Annotated in this window: 19 protein-coding genes; 12 read left to right on the forward strand and 7 right to left on the reverse strand. The window is 39.7% G+C overall.

All coding sequences use genetic code 11. From position 1 onward, the window contains the following. Positions 1-103: 103 nt before the first annotated feature. Positions 104-778: a two-component system response regulator CiaR gene (ciaR, locus tag SMI_RS04295; protein ID WP_000590638.1), complete on the forward strand. Its 675-nt coding sequence runs from the start codon at positions 104-106 to the stop codon at positions 776-778. Further along, the gene (ciaH, locus tag SMI_RS04300) at positions 768-2,102 is read left to right on the forward strand and encodes a two-component system sensor histidine kinase CiaH (protein ID WP_000491801.1); all 1,335 of its coding nucleotides are present in this window, start codon (positions 768-770) and stop codon (positions 2,100-2,102) included. The genes ciaR and ciaH overlap by 11 nt, the downstream gene beginning before the upstream one ends. A 28-nt stretch (positions 2,103-2,130) precedes the next feature. Here the strand turns inward: ciaH and SMI_RS04305 are convergent, their stop codons facing one another. Then, positions 2,131-2,418 (reverse strand): DUF3270 domain-containing protein, encoded by a 288-nt coding sequence (locus SMI_RS04305; protein ID WP_001145228.1) that lies wholly within the window; start codon positions 2,416-2,418, stop codon positions 2,131-2,133. Between the two features lie 139 nt (positions 2,419-2,557). On the opposite strand from SMI_RS04305, the gene SMI_RS04310 reads away from it, so the two are divergent. The 4 genes from SMI_RS04310 (at position 2,558) to SMI_RS04325 (ending at position 7,963) form a co-directional block, all read left to right on the forward strand. Then, complete coding sequence (locus SMI_RS04310; RefSeq protein WP_000411174.1) at positions 2,558-3,487, forward strand: peptidase U32 family protein; 930 nt, start codon at positions 2,558-2,560, stop codon at positions 3,485-3,487. A 200-nt stretch (positions 3,488-3,687) separates the two neighbouring features. Then, positions 3,688-6,138, forward strand: coding sequence for a bifunctional DnaQ family exonuclease/ATP-dependent helicase (locus tag SMI_RS04315; RefSeq protein WP_000848727.1), 2,451 nt, complete (start codon positions 3,688-3,690; stop codon positions 6,136-6,138). A 36-nt stretch (positions 6,139-6,174) separates the two neighbouring features. Then, on the forward strand, positions 6,175-7,398 hold the full coding sequence (locus SMI_RS04320) for an FtsW/RodA/SpoVE family cell cycle protein (RefSeq protein WP_000830650.1): 1,224 nt from the start codon (positions 6,175-6,177) through the stop codon (positions 7,396-7,398). 10 nt (positions 7,399-7,408) lie between these two features. After that, entirely contained in the window at positions 7,409-7,963 is a 555-nt protein-coding gene (locus tag SMI_RS04325; protein ID WP_000241407.1) for a DJ-1 family glyoxalase III, read from the forward strand. Between the two features lie 297 nt (positions 7,964-8,260). Here SMI_RS04325 and SMI_RS04330 read toward each other — a convergent pair whose 3' ends face one another. Then, complete coding sequence (locus SMI_RS04330; protein WP_000163011.1) at positions 8,261-9,427, reverse strand: IS30-like element ISSmi1 family transposase; 1,167 nt, start codon at positions 9,425-9,427, stop codon at positions 8,261-8,263. A gap of 178 nt (positions 9,428-9,605) precedes the next feature. On the opposite strand from SMI_RS04330, the gene SMI_RS04335 reads away from it, so the two are divergent. The 3 genes from SMI_RS04335 to ezrA all read left to right on the forward strand — a co-directional run bounded on the left by SMI_RS04335 (position 9,606) and on the right by ezrA (position 13,939). After that, complete coding sequence (locus SMI_RS04335; protein ID WP_164925517.1) at positions 9,606-10,169, forward strand: HAD family hydrolase; 564 nt, start codon at positions 9,606-9,608, stop codon at positions 10,167-10,169. Between the two features lie 14 nt (positions 10,170-10,183). Next, the gene (gene gyrB, locus SMI_RS04340) at positions 10,184-12,130 is read left to right on the forward strand and encodes a DNA topoisomerase (ATP-hydrolyzing) subunit B (protein WP_000134035.1); all 1,947 of its coding nucleotides are present in this window, start codon (positions 10,184-10,186) and stop codon (positions 12,128-12,130) included. An 81-nt stretch (positions 12,131-12,211) separates the two neighbouring features. After that, entirely contained in the window at positions 12,212-13,939 is a 1,728-nt protein-coding gene (gene ezrA / locus SMI_RS04345) for a septation ring formation regulator EzrA (protein ID WP_000016768.1), read from the forward strand. 45 nt (positions 13,940-13,984) lie between these two features. Here ezrA and SMI_RS04350 read toward each other — a convergent pair whose 3' ends face one another. From SMI_RS04350 to SMI_RS04370, 5 genes are all read right to left on the reverse strand, one after another. Next, positions 13,985-14,617, reverse strand: a complete 633-nt coding sequence (locus tag SMI_RS04350; RefSeq protein ID WP_000502302.1) for a GNAT family N-acetyltransferase — start codon at positions 14,615-14,617, stop codon at positions 13,985-13,987. A 135-nt stretch (positions 14,618-14,752) separates the two neighbouring features. Continuing rightward, positions 14,753-15,052 (reverse strand): DUF1827 family protein, encoded by a 300-nt coding sequence (locus SMI_RS04355; protein WP_000767189.1) that lies wholly within the window; start codon positions 15,050-15,052, stop codon positions 14,753-14,755. A gap of 58 nt (positions 15,053-15,110) precedes the next feature. Next, complete coding sequence (locus tag SMI_RS04360; RefSeq protein WP_000013084.1) at positions 15,111-15,563, reverse strand: NUDIX hydrolase; 453 nt, start codon at positions 15,561-15,563, stop codon at positions 15,111-15,113. 129 nt (positions 15,564-15,692) lie between these two features. Further along, positions 15,693-17,951: an ATP-dependent Clp protease ATP-binding subunit gene (locus SMI_RS04365; RefSeq protein WP_000882502.1), complete on the reverse strand. Its 2,259-nt coding sequence runs from the start codon at positions 17,949-17,951 to the stop codon at positions 15,693-15,695. Positions 17,952-18,179: 228 nt separating this feature from the next. Further along, entirely contained in the window at positions 18,180-18,410 is a 231-nt protein-coding gene (locus SMI_RS04370) for a DUF1797 family protein (protein WP_000443570.1), read from the reverse strand. 192 nt (positions 18,411-18,602) lie between these two features. On the opposite strand from SMI_RS04370, the gene SMI_RS04375 reads away from it, so the two are divergent. The 3 genes from SMI_RS04375 to SMI_RS04385 all read left to right on the forward strand — a co-directional run bounded on the left by SMI_RS04375 (position 18,603) and on the right by SMI_RS04385 (position 21,055). Continuing rightward, positions 18,603-19,286: an amino acid ABC transporter permease gene (locus tag SMI_RS04375; protein ID WP_001011616.1), complete on the forward strand. Its 684-nt coding sequence runs from the start codon at positions 18,603-18,605 to the stop codon at positions 19,284-19,286. Continuing rightward, a complete protein-coding gene (locus SMI_RS04380; RefSeq protein WP_000140955.1) occupies positions 19,286-20,020 on the forward strand; it encodes an amino acid ABC transporter ATP-binding protein in 735 nt (244 codons plus the stop codon). Before SMI_RS04375 ends, SMI_RS04380 begins: the two co-directional genes overlap by 1 nt. Before the next feature lie 177 nt (positions 20,021-20,197). Further along, on the forward strand, positions 20,198-21,055 hold the full coding sequence (locus tag SMI_RS04385; protein WP_000192103.1) for a bifunctional methylenetetrahydrofolate dehydrogenase/methenyltetrahydrofolate cyclohydrolase: 858 nt from the start codon (positions 20,198-20,200) through the stop codon (positions 21,053-21,055). Positions 21,056-21,136 lie beyond the last annotated feature (81 nt).

Below are 21,136 nucleotides of genomic sequence, written 5' to 3' on the forward strand. Positions count from 1 at the left end.
CTTCCTAGTTTGCTCTTTGATTTTCATTGAGTATAAAATGCAGAGAGTTGAGTTTTTTTTAAGGCAAATTTGGTATAATGGTTGTAATAAGGAGGAGTTTCTCATGATAAAAATCTTATTGGTTGAGGATGACCTAGGCCTGTCAAATTCAGTATTTGACTTTTTAGACGATTTTGCAGATGTCATGCAGGTGTTCGATGGGGAAGAAGGTCTCTACGAAGCTGAAAGTGGCGTCTATGACTTGATTTTGCTTGATTTGATGTTGCCTGAAAAAAATGGCTTCCAAGTATTGAAAGAATTGCGTGAAAAGGGAATTACGACACCAGTTCTGATCATGACTGCCAAGGAAAGTTTGGATGACAAGGGACATGGTTTTGAACTAGGAGCAGATGACTATCTGACTAAACCTTTCTACCTAGAAGAACTCAAAATGCGGATTCAAGCCCTTCTCAAACGTTCAGGTAAATTTAATGAAAATACATTGACTTATGGAAATATTGTGGTTAATTTGTCAACCAATACCGTTAAAGTCGAAGATACTCCTGTCGAATTGCTGGGGAAAGAGTTCGATTTATTAGTTTATTTCCTTCAAAATCAAAATGTTATTTTGCCTAAGACTCAGATTTTTGATCGTCTATGGGGATTTGATAGTGATACAACGATTTCGGTTGTCGAAGTCTATGTTTCAAAAGTCCGTAAGAAATTAAAAGGAACCACTTTTGCAGAGAATTTGAAAACCTTACGCAGTGTTGGGTATATTTTAAAAGATGTTCAGTAAACTAAAAAAAACATGGTATGCGGATGACTTTAGTTATTTTATCCGTAACTTTGGTGTCTTCACTCTGATTTTCTCGACCATGACCTTGATTATTTTGCAGGTCATGCATTCGAGTCTCTATACTTCGGTGGATGATAAGCTCCATGGACTGAGTGAAAATCCTCAAGCAGTTATTCAGCTGGCAGTAAATAGGGCAACTGAAGAGATTAAAGATTTAGAGAATGCTACTACAGATACTAGTAAGACTGAGGTGAAACCCAATGTCAGTTCCAACACAGAAGTCATTCTTTTTGATAAGAATTTTACCCAGCTCCTTTCTGGAAATCGATTTTTGGGCTTGGATAAGATTAAGTTAGAGAAAAAAGAACTAGGCCATATCTATCAGATTCAGGTTTTTAATAGCTATGGACAAGAAGAAATCTATCGCATGATATTGATGGAAACGAATATCAGTTCGGTTTCAACCAATATCAAGTATGCTGCTGTCTTGATTAATACCAGCCAGTTGGAGCAGGCCAGTCAAAAGCATGAGAAATTGATTGTGATCGTGATGGCAAGTTTCTGGATTTTGTCTTTGCTTGCCAGTCTCTATCTAGCTAGGGTCAGTGTTCGTCCTCTGCTTGAGAGCATGCAGAAGCAGCAGTCCTTTGTGGAAAATGCCAGTCATGAGTTACGAACTCCTCTTGCAGTTTTGCAAAATCGTTTAGAGACCCTTTTTCGTAAGCCAGAAGCAACCATTATGGATGTGAGCGAAAGCATTGCATCGAGTTTGGAAGAAGTCCGAAATATGCGTTTTTTGACGACGAACTTGTTGAATTTAGCTCGTAGAGATGATGGGATTAAGCCAGAACTTGCAGAAGTTCCAACCAGTTTTTTCAATACGACGTTTACAAACTATGAGATGATTGCTTCTGAAAATGACCGTGTCTTCCGTTTTGAAAATCGCATCCATCGAACGATTGTCACAGATCAGCTTTTACTAAAACAACTGATGACCATCCTATTTGATAATGCTGTCAAGTATACTGAAGAGGATGGTGAAATTGATTTTCTTATCTCGGCGACTGATCGCAATCTGTATTTACTGGTTTCTGATAATGGAGTCGGTATTTCGACAGAAGATAAGAAGAAAATTTTTGATCGTTTTTATCGAGTGGACAAGGCTAGAACTCGTCAAAAAGGTGGTTTTGGTTTAGGATTATCTCTGGCCAAGCAAATTGTAGATGCGCTTAAAGGAACCATTACTGTTAAAGATAATAAACCCAAGGGAACAATCTTTGAAGTGAAGATTGCCATCCACACACCATCGAAAAAGAAAAAATAAACATATCGCTCCAGATGGGGCGATATGTTTATTTTTTAAGTTTTCGTTTGATAAGAGAGCGTTGGACTTTTAAAACAAGTAAGCTGGATCCGATTGCTGCAGCGAAGGCAAGAGCAGTTGAGAATTTTAATGCTAAAAAGATAAAACTAAAGATAGCAATACAGATACAAAAAACAGCGATATTAACAAAAAATAGGATTTCCTTGAGATTGGCATCAGATTGCGCTTCAGGTGTATAATCTTGATAGCGAGGAATCTGATGGCTTAATTCTTCTTGATAGTCTACCTCATAGGATTGTAATTTTCTTACGGGCATTATTCTCTCCTTAACAGTACATACCTATTTTATCATTTTTTCAGCAGAGAATTATTACAGAAAGATTACAAAAAGAATAAAGTCCCTTTTCATTTTCAAAGAATGGCTGATTTTGGAGAAATATGGTATAATTCTTTTTATGGAAAAGATTATCATTACAGCAACTGCTGAAAGTATTGAACAAGTTGAACAACTACTCGAAGCTGGCGTAGACCGTATCTATGTCGGTGAGAAAGATTTTGGCCTTCGTCTGCCAACAACCTTTAGTTATGACCAATTGCGTGAAATCGCTAAGTTGGTTCATGAAGCTGGTAAGGAATTGATTGTTGCGGTCAATGCCCTCATGCACCAAGATATGATGGACCGTATCAAGCCTTTCCTGGACTTCTTGGAAGAAATCAAGATAGACTACATTACGATTGGGGATGCAGGTGTCTTTTACGTAGTCAATCGCGATGGTTATTCATTTAAGACCATCTACGATGCTTCGACTATGGTAACTAGCAGTCGTCAGATAAACTTCTGGGGACAAAAAGCTGGCGCATCTGAGGCTGTTTTGGCGCGTGAAATTCCATCAGCTGAACTTTTCAAAATGCCAGAGATTTTGGAAATTCCTGCTGAAGTTTTGGTTTACGGAGCTAGCGTTATCCATCATTCTAAACGTCCGCTCTTGCAAAATTACTATAACTTTACGCACATCGATGATGAAAAGACGCGCAAGCGTGACCTCTTCTTGGCTGAGCCAAGTGACCCTGAGAGCCATTACTCTATCTTTGAAGATAATCATGGAACCCACATCTTTGCCAATAACGACCTTGATTTGATGACCAAATTGACAGAATTGGTAGAGCATGGTTTCACTCACTGGAAACTAGAAGGGCTCTACACACCTGGTCAGAACTTTGTTGAGATTGCAAAACTCTTTATCCAAGCGAGTAGCTTGATTCAAGAGGGCAACTTTAGCCATGACCAAGCCTTCTTGCTGGATGAAGAAGTTCGTAAACTTCACCCTAAAAACCGATTCCTTGATACAGGATTTTATGATTACGATCCTGACATGGTTAAATAGAGTAAATGGATAGTTGAGAGAAGGAAGATGCAAACATTTCTTCTCTCAATTTTTCTTATTCTCCAATATTTTCAAAAAAAATAAGTAGGCTAGGATGCTCTGTTTGCTGGGATTTTTAAGAAAAGTAACCTTCTTGAGTTTAAAAATTATCCCATGTTTGCAGGTGCCAAATGTCCCTTTTTTTGGTATAATTTTTTATAATGAAAACGATTGGTAATCGCTATGTTGTGGTGGATTTAGAGGCAACTAGCACAGGTAGTAAGGCTAAAATTATCCAAGTGGGAATTGTAGTGATTGAGGATGGAAAAATCGTCGATCACTATACGTCGGATGTCAATCCACATGAACCTTTGGATGCTCATATCAAAGAACTGACAGGACTGACAGACAAACGTCTGGCGCAAGCACCTGATTTTTCGCAAGTTGCCAGAAAAATCTTTGACTTGGTGAAGGATGGGATTTTTGTAGCCCATAATGTTCAGTTTGATGCCAATCTCTTGGCGGAAAATTTATTTTTTGAAGGCTATGAACTAAGAAATCCTCGTGTTGATACGGTCGAATTGGCTCAGGTCTTTTTCCCTGAACTGGAAAAATATAGTTTACCGATTTTGTGTCGAGAATTAGGAATTCCTCTAAAGCACGCTCACACAGCCCTTTCAGATGCCCAAGCTACTGCAGAATTACTCCTTTTTTTACGGGAAAAGATGGCCCAACTTCCTAAAGGACTCTTGGAACGCTTGCTGGAAATGGCTGATGCTCTCTTATATGAGTCCTACCTGGTTATTGAAGAAATTTATCGTAACCAATCTATCCTGAGTTCTCCAGACTTAGTCGAAGTTCAAGGACTGTATTTCAAGAAAACTGCAGCTCTCAATGAGCCAAGAAAATTATCTCAAGATTTTTCTAAGAATATTTCTCTGTTGAACCTTGAAGTGAGGGAGGAGCAAGAAAATTTTGCTAAAGAGGTTGGTTTGCTATTGGAAGATGAGCCTGTCTCATTAATTCAAGCGCCGACAGGGATTGGGAAAACCTATGGCTATCTCTTACCCGCTTTATCTCAAGCCAAAGAGTGTCAAATTGTTCTTAGCGTTCCGACAAAGATTCTTCAAAATCAAATCATGGAAGAAGAAGGTAGACGTCTTAAGGAAGTGTTCCATATAGATATTTATAGTTTAAAGGGGCCTCAAAATTATCTGAAGCTGGATGCCTTTTATCGTTCCTTGCAGGAAAATGATGAAAATCGCTTATTTAGACGCTTTAAAATGCAACTCTTGATCTGGCTGACTGAGACAGAGACAGGAGATTTGGATGAAATTGGGCAACTCTACCGTTACCAACATTTTCTGACAGATATTCGTCATGATGGGAATTTATCATCTAAAAGCTTATTTGTGACGGAAGATTTTTGGAAACGTAGTCAAGAAAGGTCACAAACCTGCAAGCTTTTAGTGACCAATCATGCCTATCTTGTAACCAGACTTGAAGATAATCCTGAATTTGTCAGTGACCGTTTATTGATTATTGATGAAGTTCAAAAAGTTTTGTTGGCCCTAGAAAATCTGCTTCAACAGTCCTATGATATCCAGTCTATTATTGATTTAGTTGATAAGGCTTTAGTAGGAGAAGAAAACAGGGTTCAACAACGAATACTAGAAAGTATTCGCTTTGAATGCCTCTACTTGATCGAACAATTTCAGTCTGGCAAATCTAGGAAAAATATCTTAGATTCTCTTGCCAATCTCCATCAGTATTTTTCAGAATTAGAGGTAGAAGGCTTTGGGGAACTGGTCCACTATTTTACAGCTGACCGAGACTACTGGCTTGAAGCAACTGAAACGAGTCAGAAGAAAATTCAGATTTCTTCTACAAAATCAGGTCGTATTTTTCTATCTTCTTTAGTGCCTGATTCATGTCAAGTCTTGGGAGTGTCGGCCACTCTTGAGATTAGTCAGAGGGTTTCTTTGGCAGACCTTTTAGGCTATCCTGAAGCCAAATTTGTTAAGATTGAAGCTTGTAAAAAACAGGATCAAGAAGTGGTCTTGGTCAAAGATTTTCCTCTAGTAACAGAAACCTCCTTAGAAGTCTACGTCAAAGAGGTATCTGATTTGCTGATGGATGTTCAAGCTTTCCAGCAACCGATTTTAGTTCTCTTTACTGCTAAAGAAATGCTTCTAGCAGTATCGGATTTACTTCCAGTTAGCCATCTGGCCCAGTATAAAAATGGCGATGTTCATCAACTGAAGAAACGCTTTGAAAAAGGAGAACAACAAATCCTGCTTGGTGCAGCAAGTTTCTGGGAGGGAGTTGATTTTTCAAGTCATCCTTTTGTGATTCAAGTTGTACCAAGACTTCCTTTCCAAAATCCTCAAGAGCCCTTGACGAAAAAGATCAATCAGGAACTAATTCAAGAAGGGAAAAATGCCTTTTATGATTATCAATTGCCAATGGCCATTATTCGTTTAAAGCAAGCTTTGGGAAGAAGTATGAGACGTGAACACCAACGTTCTTTAACCCTTATTTTGGATAGGAGAATTGTCGGAAAGCGATATGGCAAACAGATAGTAGCATCTCTAGCAAAAGAAGCGACTGTTAAAACAGTCTCTCGATCCGAAGTTGATGAGGCTATTGATAGATTTTTAAATGAACTTTGATAAATAGTATTGTATGAAAGTATAAGGTTAGTGTATATGAAACGTTCTCTCGACTCTAGAGTCGATTATAGTTTGCTATTGCCAGTGTTTTTTCTACTGGTTATTGGCGTGGTGGCTATCTATATAGCTGTTAGTCATGATTATCCAAACAATATTCTGCCCATTTTAGGGCAGCAGGTCGCCTGGATCGCCTTGGGGCTTGTGATTGGTTTTATCGTCATGCTCTTTAATACAGAATTTCTTTGGAAAGTGACCCCCTTTCTGTATATTTTAGGCTTGGGACTTATGGTCTTGCCGATTGTCTTTTATAATCCAAGCTTAGTTGCATCAACGGGTGCCAAAAACTGGGTATCGGTAAATGGTGTTACCTTGTTCCAACCATCAGAGTTTATGAAGATATCCTACATTCTCATGTTAGCTCGTGTGATTGTCCAGTTTACCAAAAAACATAAGGAATGGAGACGCACAGTTCCGCTGGACTTCTTGTTGATTTTCTGGATGATTGTCTTTACCATTCCAGTCCTAGTTCTTTTGGCACTTCAAAGTGACTTGGGGACGGCTTTGGTTTTTGTAGCCATTTTCTCAGGAATCGTCTTGCTATCAGGAGTTTCTTGGAAAATTATTATCCCAGTATTTGTGACTGCTGTAACAGGAGTTGCTGGTTTCTTAGCCATCTTTATTAGCAAGGACGGACGAGCTTTTCTTCACCAGATTGGAATGCCGACCTACCAAATCAATCGGATTTTAGCTTGGCTCAATCCCTTTGAGTTTGCCCAAACAACGACTTACCAGCAGGCTCAAGGGCAGATTGCCATTGGGAGCGGTGGCTTATTTGGTCAAGGTTTTAATGCTTCTAACCTGCTTATCCCAGTTCGAGAGTCGGATATGATTTTCACGGTCATTGCAGAAGATTTTGGCTTTATTGGCTCTGTCCTTGTTATCGCCCTTTATCTCATGTTGATTTATCGTATGTTGAAGATTACTCTCAAATCAAATAACCAGTTCTACACCTATATTTCCACAGGTTTGATTATGATGTTGCTCTTCCACATCTTTGAGAATGTCGGTGCTGTGACGGGCCTGCTTCCTTTGACGGGGATTCCACTGCCCTTCATTTCTCAAGGGGGGTCTGCTATTATCAGTAATCTGATTGGTGTTGGCTTGCTTTTATCGATGAGTTACCAGACTAATCTAGCTGAAGAAAAGAGTGGAAAAGTCCGATTAAAGCGGAAAAAGGTTGTATTAAAACAAATTAAATAAGGAGAAAATCATGGTAAAAGTAGCCGTTATGTTAGCTCAGGGCTTTGAAGAAATTGAAGCCTTGACAGTTGTAGATGTCTTGCGTCGCGCCAATATCACTTGTGATATGGTTGGTTTTGAAGAGCAAGTGACGGGTTCGCATGCAATCCAAGTAAGAGCAAATCATGTCTTTGATGGAGATTTATCAGACTATGATATGATTGTTCTTCCTGGTGGGATGCCTGGTTCTGCACATTTGCGCGATAATCAGGCCTTGATTCAAGAGTTGCAAAGCTTCGAGCAAGAAGGAAAAAAACTAGCAGCCATTTGTGCTGCGCCAATTGCCCTCAATCAAGCAGGGCTATTGAAAAACAAGCACTACACTTGTTATGACGGCGTTCAAGAGCAAATCCTTGATGGTCACTACGTCAAGGAAACAGTAGTGGTAGATGGTCATTTGACAACTAGTCGAGGCCCTTCAACAGCCCTTGCTTTTGCCTACGAGTTGGTAGAGCAATTAGGAGGAGACGCAGAGACTTTACGAACAGGAATGCTCTATCGAGATGTCTTTGGTAAAAATCAGTAAAACGGGAGTCAAACTCTCGTTTTTTTTAGGTAACTTCTAAAACTAACTTCCAGTTTCCCACAACCTAGCTTTTAGTATGAGAAAAATGCGTGAAATCAGTGGAAATCCGTCTTAGACTAACTTCCACTGGTTTTCTTTTTCTTGATATATAAGGGTTCAAAAGCGAAAAGACTCAGAAAAAAGTGCACGACAAATAGCCCTAAAACAGAGTCGTCTTAGAGTAAATTCCAGTTGCTAGCGTTTAGTGTGAGACTTTTCGATGGTGATAAGATGTGTAGTTAGAGGGGAAAATTCCCTTTATTTCAATAAATCAGGTGATAAGTGTGTGTCTTCTGGTTTGACAAATTGGCAACCCAGAAGAGCAGCGATGTCCTCGCCAAAGGTGAAGGTGAAGACGTCGTAAGCAGATTTTCCTTGAAACTCTTCTCGTTTCAAGGAATTGACATGGGAAATGACTAGATTGACGTCTTTCTGAGTCAGCTGGTCAAAGGAAGTGCCCTTGGGAAGAATGGCTCGCAAAACCGTATGGTTCTTCTCAATCCGCCCCTTCTGGTCAGGACGGCTAGGGTCGCAGAAGTAGAGGTGAGACTTCCCATCAATGTCTCGCTCAAGCTCCTCCACATAGGCGAACTCAGATCCGTTGTCTGTGAGAATGACAGGGAACAGCTGATGGAACGCATACCCTCCGTCCATGACTCTTTCTTTCAAAGCTGCGAATTTAGTGGCGACTTCCAGAGCAGTCTTGTTGTTCAAAAGCAGGGCGAAGAGGAAGTTGCAGAAGGAAACGTTGAAGGTGAGCAGTAGCTTTCCACCAGGTCTGCCGATGACCGTGTCCATTTCCAACCATTTGAAGAAATCATCTGTTTCTCGTAACTCTTGGAAATCTTGATAGGTCCGCCCAATTTTCAGCTCTTTAGGAATAGCTACTTTTCTGGATTTTCTGCGTTCCTTGAACGTGACCATCCGAGGGAAATCAATGGGCTTGGCTGTCAGATAGCCCAGCTTGGCATGCCGATACACCGTAGCTTTCGACACAGGTAGGTTATGTGTCTGAATGATATGGTAGATGCTTTGTTTCTTCTGGATGCCTTGGGTTAAGACCTTGTCCATCTGATAAAAACTTTCCTTGTTTAGGGGAATTCCCTGTCTGGATTCCCTCAACATAGTCTCGTACTGCTCCTGTGCCTTTTTCGCGTAGTAAAGATAGCGGTTAAACCCACAATCCGTCCTCTTTTTTGGACAGTTGTTACAGACATAAGGAGCTTTTTTGAGAAGAGGGCAATCCGTGCAATCAGATTTGACGGATGTTGGATGCATGATGCGATTGCGCTTGATTTCCTTTGAAATCGTTGACGGGTCTTTCCCCATCTTCTCAGCGATGGAACGGAAAGTCTCCTGTTGGCTGATTCCAGTTTGGATGTCAATACGGTCTTCTAGAGTGAGATGTTTTTGTTTTTTCGTCATGAGGTACCTCCTCACGAAAAGTCTCAGACTTAATTCTAGCATAATTCATCGTCTGAGACTAACTTCCAGTTTTGGGAGAGAGATGGAAGTTACTTTGAGAAGTTACGCTCGTTTTTTTTATGTGGAAAACTCAGGGGAATCATCGCTTTTTTCATAAAAAAATGCTATAATGAAGGGTATGAAATATCACGATTACATCTGGGATTTAGGTGGAACTTTACTGGATAATTACGAAACTTCAACAGCTGCATTTGTTGAAACATTGGCACTGTATGGTATCACACAGGATCATGACAGTGTCTATCAGGCTTTAAAGGTTTCTACTGATTTTGCGATTGAGACATTCGCTCCCAACTTAGAGCATTTTTTAGAAAAGTATAAGGAAAATGAAGCCAGAGAGCTAGAACATCCGATTTTGTTTGATGGAGTTTCTGATTTATTGAAAGAGATCTCAAATCAAGGTGGCCGTCATTTTTTGGTTTCTCATCGAAATGATCAGGTCTTGGAAATTTTAGAAAAAACCTCTATAGCAGTTTATTTTACAGAAGTGGTGACTTCTAACTCAGGCTTTAAGAGAAAACCAGATCCTGAGTCCATGCTTTATTTAAGAGAAAAATATCAGATTAACTCTGGTCTTGTAATTGGTGATCGACCGATTGATATCGAAGCCGGGCAAGCTGCAGGACTAGCTACCCACTTGTTTACCAGTATCGTGAATTTAAGACAAGTATTAGACATGTAAGAAAAAGGAAAAAGATGACAGAAGAAATCAAAAATCTGCAGGCACAAGATTATGATGCCAGTCAAATTCAAGTTTTAGAGGGCTTAGAGGCTGTTCGTATGCGTCCAGGGATGTATATCGGATCGACCTCAAAAGAAGGTCTTCACCATCTAGTTTGGGAAATTGTTGATAACTCAATTGACGAGGCCTTGGCAGGATTTGCCAGCCATATTGAAGTCTTTATTGAGCCAGATGATTCGATTACAGTTGTTGATGATGGGCGTGGTATCCCCGTCGATATTCAGGAAAAAACAGGTCGACCTGCCGTTGAGACTGTCTTTACAGTCCTTCACGCTGGAGGAAAATTTGGCGGTGGCGGCTATAAGGTCTCAGGTGGTCTTCACGGAGTAGGGTCCTCAGTTGTTAACGCCCTTTCAACTCAATTAGATGTTCATGTCCACAAAAATGGTAAGATTCATTACCAAGAATACCGTCGTGGTCATGTTGTCGCAGACCTTGAGGTGGTTGGAGATACGGATAAAACAGGAACAACAGTTCATTTCACACCGGACCCAGAAATCTTCACTGAAACAACAACCTTTGATTTTGATAAATTAAATAAACGGATTCAAGAGTTGGCCTTTCTAAATCGTGGTCTTCAAATCTCCATCACAGATAAGCGCGAAGGTTTGGAACAAACTAAGCATTACCATTATGAAGGTGGGATTGCTAGCTACGTTGAATATATCAATGAGAACAAGGATGTAATCTTTGATACACCAATCTATACAGATGGTGAAATGGATGATATCGCAGTCGAAGTAGCCATGCAGTACACAACGGGTTACCATGAAAATGTCATGAGTTTCGCCAATAATATTCATACCCATGAAGGTGGAACGCATGAACAAGGTTTCCGTACAGCCTTGACACGTGTTATCAACGACTATGCTCGTAAGAATAAGTTACTGAAAGACAATGAAGACAACCTAACAGGGGAAGATGTTCGTGAAGGACTAACTGCTGTTATCTCAGTAAAACACCCAAATCCGCAGTTTGAAGGACAAACCAAAACCAAATTGGGAAATAGCGAAGTGGTCAAGATTTCCAATCGTCTCTTCAGTGATGCCTTTTCTGATTTCCTTATGGAGAATCCTCAAATTGCAAAACGTATTGTGGAAAAAGGGATTTTGGCTGCTAAGGCTCGTGTGGCTGCCAAGCGTGCGCGTGAAGTTACTCGTAAAAAATCTGGTTTGGAAATTTCCAACCTTCCAGGGAAACTAGCAGACTGTTCTTCTAACAATCCTGCAGAGACAGAACTCTTTATCGTCGAAGGAGACTCAGCTGGTGGATCAGCCAAATCTGGTCGTAACCGTGAATTTCAGGCAATTCTTCCAATCCGCGGTAAGATTTTGAACGTTGAAAAGGCAAGTATGGATAAGATTCTAGCTAACGAAGAAATTCGTAGTCTTTTTACAGCGATGGGAACAGGATTTGGAGCGGAATTTGATGTTTCAAAAGCCCGTTACCAAAAACTTGTTTTGATGACCGATGCCGATGTCGATGGAGCCCACATTCGTACCCTTCTTTTAACCTTGATTTATCGTTATATGAAACCAATCCTAGAAGCTGGTTATGTTTATATCGCCCAACCACCAATCTATGGTGTCAAGGTTGGAAGCGAGATTAAAGAATATATTCAGCCAGGAGCAGACCAAGAAATTAAACTCCAAGAAGCCTTAGCCCGCCACAGTGAAGGTCGCGCCAAACCAACTATTCAGAGGTATAAAGGTCTGGGTGAAATGGACGATCATCAGTTATGGGAAACAACAATGGATCCCGAGCATCGCTTGATGGCTAGAGTTTCTGTGGATGACGCAGCTGAGGCAGATAAAATCTTTGATATGTTGATGGGGGATCGAGTAGAGCCTCGTCGTGAATTTATCGAAGAAAATGCCGTCTATAGTACACTTGATGTCTAAAAAATCGGGAGAAGTAGTTCCCTTGGTCAAAAAAATATGATATAATCATTACGATTGTTTCAAGTAAAAAAGGAGTTTAATATGTCTGGTAGACTAGTATTTTATCTTGCAATTGCAGTTGCAGTTTTCTTAGTGATTGCCTATGCTATCGCAATCTACGTACGAAAACGCAATGAAAGTAAATTAGCAATTTTAGAAGAGAAAAAAGAAGAGCTGTACAATCTTCCAGTAAACGATGAAGTTGAAGCTGTAAAAAACATGCATTTAATTGGACAAAGTCAAGTGACTTTCCGTGAATGGAACCAAAAATGGGTTGACCTATCTCTTAACTCTTTTGCTGATATTGAAAATAATCTTTTTGAAGCAGAAGGCTATAACAACTCATTCCGTTTTTTCAAGGCAAGTCATCAAATCGACCAAATCGAGAGTCAAATTACCTTGATTGAAGAAGATATTGCGGCAATTCGTAATGCTTTGGCAGATTTGGAGAAACAAGAGTCTAAAAATAGTGGACGTGTTCTTCATACCTTGGACTTGTTTGAAGAGTTGCAACACCGAGTGGCTGATCATTCTGAAGAATATGGCCAAGGTTTATCAGAAATCGAAAAACAATTGGAAAATATCCAATCAGAGTTTTCTCAGTTTGTTACTTTGAACACTTCAGGTGACCCAGTAGAAGCTGCTGTGATTTTGGATAATGCTGAAAATCATATCTTGGCTTTGAGTCACATAGTTGATCGCCTGCCAGCGATTGAAAAAACATTATCTAAAGAGCTACCTGATCAATTGGAAGATTTGGAGGATGGTTACCGTAAACTTTTAGATGCTAATTATCATTTTGCTGAAACGGATATTGAATCTCGCTTCCAATTGCTTTATGAAGCTTTAAAGAAAAACCACGAAAATATTGCACAATTAGAGTTGGATAATGCTGAGTATGAAAATACTCAAGTTCAAGAAGAAATCAATGCACTCTATGATATCTTTACACGAGAAATCGCAGCTCAAAAAGTAGTAGAAGGCTTAGTTGCAACCCTTCCTACATATTTGAAACACATGAAAGATAGTAATGCTGTTTTAGTGGAAGATATTCAACGATTGAGTAACAATTACCTACTATCTGAAACGGATGTTAGTCATGTTCATAGATTACAAGCTGAGTTAGAATCTTTAGAAGAATCTGTATTGGAATTAACTTCTGAACAAGAGGAACATTCTGAGCCTTATTCATTGCTTGAAGATCGTTTGGAAAACTTACAAGCGACTTTGAAGGAAATTGAAGATGAACAAGTTTCGGTTAGTCAACGTCTTGCTCAGATTGAAAAAGATGATATTAATGCTCGCCAGAAGGCAAATGTTTATGTTAATCGTCTTCACACAATTAAGAGATATATGGAAAAACGTAATCTTCCAGGTATTCCTCAGAATTTCTTACAGTTGTTCTTTACAGCAAGTAACCATACCGAAGAGTTGATGGCTGAACTAGAAGAAGCTCGGGTCAATATCGAAGCTGTGAACCGGATGCTTGAAATTACAACCAATGATATGGAAGCACTTGAAGAAGAAACCTATAATATTGTTCAATATGCAACGTTGACAGAACAATTGCTACAGTATTCGAACCGTTACCGCTCATTTGATGAACGAATTCAAGAAGCCTTTAATGAATCATTAGAAATTTTTGAAAAAGAATTTGATTATCATGCTTCATTTGATAAGATTTCGCAAGCTTTGGAAGTTGCAGAACCAGGTGTAACCAACCGTTTTGTCACTTCATACGAAAAAACACGTGAGACGATTCGTTTCTAACATAATAAAAAGATTTGGTTCTGTGATAAGCAGCATCAAATCTTTTTATTTATTTATTGTTTTTAAAAATACCCAGTTACCAATTGATTTTAATCCGTATTCTAAGTCCATATAGTCCAGTAATACATAATCGTTTTTTTCGTAGAATGAGGCATTTCTAGCTGTACTAGTTATGAGTCCCAAGTGTTTACAGCCTTTTGATTTGACATAAGGTTCAATCCCTTGTGTCAGAAAAGTACTGCCTATTCCCTGTCCCTTACTTGCTGTATTGACAGCTAAGGCCATCAAATACCAATCAAACTCTCCAAATTCTTCTAAATGTTTTTTGGAACGTTTTACAAAGTCAAAGTATTTAAGGAGATTTTGTGGTCGAATGTAGCGAAAAATGTTTGTTCCTCCATTTCGTAGATAGGATAGTATACAGAAATCTTTTTGTTGCAAAAGGGCGACTGCAAGTAAGTCTCCATCCTGTTCCGCAATTAAACAGTTTCCCTTCTTAATATAGACTCTAGTAAGCAGAATTTGCAATGTTTCTACAAAAGCAGGATAGGAGTCAGGTTTCTTCAAATCATCAGTTATAATCGTTAAAAAAGGATAGTCAAGAAAGGAATTAGCTAATAGTTTTCCAATTTTTTCGCTTTCTTCAATTCTTGCCTCTCGATATATAATGTCTCCCATGCTTGTCTCCTTAATTATCTATAAAATCTTGTATGATAAGATCTTAAGATAAAAAATTGGAGATGATCCAAAAAGCAAGTTAGAACCTCGTTTTGTACTATAAGGTCCAAAAAGCTTTTTAAACTCTCCAATTTTTTATTTGGTTGGAATCGAAATTCCAATTAATTTTTCTGAATAGAGGGTTTTGATATTGGCTTCATCAATAGAGTCCTTATCAATTTTACGTTTCAAGAAAAATTCTTGAATAGCTTCGATTTCAGGTTCGCGAATAGCGCGGTGTTTGTTTGAGATGAGGATTTCATAGTGAAGCGGAGCTTGAGTAAAAATAACATCGGTATTCCCTGCAGAATAGACCTCAACAAGGGTTGCATCTGTACTTTCTAGTTGGCTTTTAACAAGTTGCGAGTGTGAGTTTGTCGTATTGATTAGCTTCATAACATTTCCTCCGATTTTCTAATTCTATTATAGCACTTTTTGAATAAAGTAGCTTGATTTAGTCAATCTTATGCTGTTTTTTCCAAGATTGGATTGCCCATTTATGACTACCACGTTTGAGATTTTCAATAGCCTCGTCAATAGGGAACCAGGCGATATGATTAAAGTCCTCTAGTGGTTTTTGCACTTCTTTGAAAGAAGTCGCTTCATAGAGGTAGGCAGGATTGTAGTAATAGGTGTCACGATGACGAGAGTAGAAATATTCGTCAGCTTGTCCGTAATAGGTACCAATTTCAGCCGTGAAGCCAAGCTCTTCAATCAATTCACGTTTTAGGGCTTCTTGATGATTTTCACCTGCTTCAATTTCTCCACCTGGTAAGAACCAAGCGCCATTGGGTGCTTGAACAAGAACAATTTGTTTTTGTTCTGCATCAGGGATAACTGCATATACGCCATAGCGTGAAACATAGTCTGTATTTGCTTTCTTTTCTCCGAAGGTTGGGTTTGCCATTGCATTTTCCTCATTATCTATTATCTTTATTATTATCTTAATGGACAAAGGCCGAGCTGTCAAGAACTTATAATTATTTTAATAAAAAGGAGCAGAAAATGTTCATTTTCTACTCCTTTTCTATAGGATTTATACTTCTTTTTCAGAAGTTTTTACTTCAGCTTTTTTGGCAGACTTAATTTGAATCTTGCCCTTGCTGGTCATAACTGCCTTGAGGTCTTTTTCGCTTGGATTTTCAAGGTAGAAGTCAGTGATTGCGTCCTCAATATAGTCTTGAATAGTACGACGAAGTGGGCGTGCTCCCATTTTTGGATCATAACCGAGGTCAACCAATTTTTCCTTGACCTTTTCAGTTACATCTAAATGAATGTTGTTGCTAGAAAGGCGCTTGTTAACGTCTGATAGCATAAGCTCGACAATCTGAAGGAGGTTATCCTTGCTGAGAGCCTTAAATTCGATAATACCATCAAAACGGTTCATAAACTCTGGGCTAAAGAAGTTGCCGAGTTCACCGAGAACAGAGTTGGTCCGTCCTTCGCGAGCTGCCCCGAAACCAACGCTGGCTTCGGCCTTACCTGTCCCTGCATTTGAAGTCATGATAATGATGGCATCCTTGAAGCTAACGGTACGTCCTTGCCCATCTGTCAAACGACCATCGTCCAAGACTTGTAGGAACATATGCATAACATCTGGATGGGCTTTCTCTACTTCATCCAAGAGAATAAGAGAATATGGATTGCGACGAACTTTTTCAGTTAATTGCCCAGCCTCATCGTAGCCAACATAACCTGGAGGGGCGCCGACCAACTTAGCTACGCTGTGTTTTTCCATGTATTCGCTCATGTCAAAGCGAATCATGCTATCAGCAGAACCAAAGAGTTCGATAGCTAATTGTTTGGAAAGTTCTGTCTTACCGACCCCAGTTGGTCCGACAAAGAGGAAGCTTCCGATTGGGCGGTTAGGCGTACCGAGACCGACACGATTCCGGCGAATAGCCTTGGCAATCTTATCGACAGCATCATCTTGTCCAATGACATGAGACTTGAGATCTTCGGCTAGATGGATGAGTTGAGATTGTTCTTTCTCTTTCAAATCGCCAACAGGAATGTTGGTTTTCTGCTCGATAATGTGCTCAATGGTTTTCTCACTGATGATAGGAGTGTCCTGGTCTGTGACCTTTTTCTTTTGCATTTCCTTATACTTGGCAATCTGGTCACGGAAGTAGGCGGCCTTCTCAAAATCTTCCTCTCGTGTAGCTTGAGATTTGAGATTTTCAGCCTCAATCAAGCGCTGGTCAATCACTTTAGGATCTACAAAATTCAGGGTCAAGTTCATCTTAGAACCAGCTTCATCTAGGAGGTCAATGGCCTTGTCAGGCAAGAAGCGATCTTGGATGTAACGATTGGAAAGAGTTGCAGCTGCTTCGATAGCAGCATCGGTATACTGAACGTGGTGGTAGTCTTCGTATTTCTTTTGAATTCCTTTGAGGATAGTGATTGTTTCTTCCACAGTTGGTTCATCGACCTTAACAGGTTGCATACGACGCTCTAGGGCGGCATCCTTTTCAATGATACGGTATTCATTGAGGGTAGTGGCACCGACCAGTTGCAGTTCCCCACGAGCAAGGGCTGGCTTGAGGATATTTCCTGCATCCATATTGCCATCGCCAGCAGAACCTGCACCGACAATTTCATGGATTTCATCTATAAAGAGAATAATGTCTTCACGTTTGCGAATTTCTTCCATGAGTTTTTGCATGCGTTCTTCAAATTGTCCTCGGATACCCGTTCCTTGAACCAAGCTAACCACATCCAGACGGATGACTTGTTTACCTTGGAGTTTATGTGGAACATCTCCATCAACGATTTTCTGAGCTAGACCTTCGACAACAGCCGTTTTCCCGACACCTGGTTCACCGATAAGAACAGGATTATTCTTAGTTCTACGATTGAGAATTTCGATGACACGGATAATCTCATCATCGCGCCCAATAACGGGGTCAATATCGCCACGACGGGCAATTTCAGTTATGTTGATACCAAATTCTTCCAGCAGGCCTTTTTCTTGGCTTGGTGGAGGAGTTTGAGCAGGTCCACGATTTTGGGAACCATAACCGCCGTTTCCACCGTAACCTCCACCTGATTGGGTTGGGGGAGTAGGAGGAGTGTTGTTAGAAGGTCTGAAATTGTTTAGATCATTGAAGAAATCCCCAAAAGGATCAAAGTCACGATTGTTCAGATCTGTCATACCTTTAAAGAGGCTATTGTTAGGATCTGTTTTGATAATCTTGTAGCAGTTTTGACAGAGGTCAATTTGTTTTTGTTTTCCATTGAGATTGGTGTAAAGATGAATTGTTGAGTCGTTGATTTTACAGTTTTGACAAAGCATACATCTACCTCATTTCTTTCTTTAGCCTGACCTGTTTAAAGGTCAAAAATAGTCAAATTCTATACTCTCATTATAACAGGATTGGGGTGTAAAGCAAGTAAAAAGATTGCAGCTTTTAGAAGTTGTTACAATGAAAATCTTCGTGGATTTGGACTATAAAAAAATCCTATTTGTGAGACAAAAAGGATTTTGGTTAGACATGCAGGGAGTAATCCTGCTTGTTTTAGATTAGTAGAGAAGTTCGTAAATCTCCATTGCAATCAAGTCAATGCTATCAAACGTATAAGTTTCGCGAGCTTCTACGTCACGAAGGGTAAAGATTGAGCCGTTTTCTTCGTCGTGGCTGTACGCAACTTCTGCAACAACAACTCCTTCGCGTTCAAAATTACGTTTTAAATTTCCGCCGTCTTTTGCCATTGCTTCAAGGCGGTTGATGATTCTAACCAAATGTGATTCCATTCTGATTCTCCTTCATTTCTTATCGTTACTATTTTACCATAAAGCAAGCCAACTTGACTAGGAAAAACTAAGATTTATCACTAATTATTGTTGCTGAAAGATTTTTAGGAATAAAACAAAGAAAAGTGTTGTATTTTAATTCAATACATGTTATAATCATACAGTATATTATTTTAGAAGGAAGTGTTTAGTATGAATTTTTCTTTTCTACCTAAGTATTTTCCCTATTTTAACTATGGGGCTATTGTTACTATCCTAATTTCTATCTGTGTTGTTTGCTTAGGGACGATTTTAGGTGTTGTCTTGGCTTTTGTGCAACGCTCGAGATTCAAACCTCTTATTTGGCTTGCCAACTTGTATGTTTGGATTTTCCGTGGGACACCGATGATGGTTCAGATTATGATTGCCTTTGCTCTTATGCATATCAATGCTCCGACTATTCAGGTTGGGATTTTGGGTGTTGATCTTTCGCGTCTGATTCCAGGAATTTTGATTATCTCCATGAATAGCGGTGCCTACATATCAGAAACAGTTCGTGCGGGGATTAATGCAGTTCCTAAAGGACAGTTAGAGGCTGCGTATTCATTAGGAATTCGACCTAAAAATGCCATGCGCTATGTGATTTTGCCACAAGCAATCAAAAATATCTTGCCAGCATTGGGGAACGAATTTATCACCATTATCAAGGACAGTTCCCTCTTATCAGCTATCGGTGTGATGGAGTTGTGGAATGGGGCTATAACAGTATCTGCAACAACCTATCTTCCCTTGACTCCACTCTTATTTGCAGCCTTCTACTACTTAATAATGACCTCTATTTTAACAGTGACTTTGAAGAGTTTTGAAAATTATATGGGACAAGGAGATAAGAAATAATGACAGAAACCTTGATAAAAATTGAAAATTTACATAAATCCTTTGGAAAGAATGAAGTATTGAAGGGCATCAACCTCGAGATTAAAAGAGGAGAAGTTGTCGTTATCATTGGTCCTTCAGGAAGCGGGAAATCTACCTTGCTTCGTTCTATGAATTTGTTGGAAGAAGCGACCAAGGGGAAGGTTATCTTTGAGGGAGTCGATATTACGGACAAGAAGAATGACCTGTTTGCCATGCGTGAGAAGATGGGGATGGTTTTCCAACAATTTAACCTCTTTCCTAATATGACTGTGATGGAAAATATCACCTTGTCTCCTATCAAGACCAAAGGTGAAAGTAAGGCTGTTGCTGAGAAGAGAGCTCAGGAACTTTTGGAAAAAGTTGGTTTACCCGATAAGGCAACTGCTTATCCACAGAGTTTGTCAGGTGGTCAGCAACAGCGGATTGCTATTGCACGTGGTTTAGCTATGGAACCTGATGTTTTGCTCTTTGACGAGCCAACTTCAGCTTTGGACCCTGAGATGGTGGGAGAAGTTCTGGCTGTTATGCAAGACCTAGCCAAGTCAGGAATGACCATGGTTATCGTAACACATGAGATGGGATTTGCCCGTGAGGTTGCAGATCGTGTCATCTTTATGGCAGACGGTGTAGTTGTTGAAGATGGAACACCTGAACAGATTTTTGAACAAACCCAAGAACAACGGACTAAGGACTTCTTGAGTAAGGTTTTATAAGTTAGCTTTGTTTAGCTATTTATATCTAACTTTACATATAAAATATAGATTAATGAAAAGCTCGAACTGAGCTTTTTCTTATAGTTTGAAACTATAAGGTTGCCTAAGAAAGAAGTGTTAGAGGGTGCTAGCAGTTTTTGGTATAATGGAAGATATTTGAAAGAAAAGAGAAGTGATATGACACAGATTATTGATGGGAAGGCTCTGGCAGCTAAGTTACAAGGACAGCTGGCTGAAAAGACTGAAAGATTAAAGGAAGAAACGGGGCTAGTACCTGGTTTGGTAGTGATTTTGGTTGGGAACAACCCTGCCAGCCAAGTCTACGTCCGTAACAAGGAGAGGTCAGCCCTTGCGGCTGGATTCCGTAGTGAAGTTGTGCGAGTTCCAGATACCATTACTCAAGAGGAATTGTTAGACTTGATTGCCAAATACAATCAAGATTCAGCTTGGCATGGGATATTGGTCCAGTTACCATTACCAAAACATATTGATGAAGAGGCAGTTTTGTTGGCCATTGACCCAGAAAAGGATGTGGATGGTTTTCATCCTCTAAACATGGGGCGTCTTTGGTCTGGTCATCCAGTCATGATTCCTTCTACACCTGCAGGAATTATGGAAATGTTTCATGAATATGGGATTGACTTGGAAGGGAAAAATGCGGTCGTCATCGGTCGTTCAAACATTGTTGGAAAACCTATGGCTCAACTTCTTTTGGCCAAGAATGCTACAGTGACTTTGACCCATTCACGTACTCATAATCTTGCCAAGGTAGCTGCTAAAGCAGATATTCTTGTAGTAGCAATCGGTCGTGCCAAGTTTGTGACTGCTGACTTTGTAAAACCAGGTGCAGTTGTCATCGATGTCGGGATGAACCGAGATGAAAATGGGAAGCTCTGTGGGGATGTGGATTATGAGGCAGTTGCCCCACTTGCTAGCCATATTACGCCAGTTCCTGGAGGTGTCGGTCCTATGACCATTACTATGCTGATGGAGCAAACTTATCAAGCAGCACTCCGGACATTGGATAGAAAATAAGAGAAAAATTTTCTGAGGAAAGTGTATTTTCTATAGCTATATCTAAAATGGCAGAAATGAATATTAAATTTTAGAAATAAG

Origin of the sequence: Streptococcus mitis B6 (genome assembly GCF_000027165.1) — a bacterium.
GTDB lineage: Bacteria > Bacillota > Bacilli > Lactobacillales > Streptococcaceae > Streptococcus > Streptococcus mitis_AR.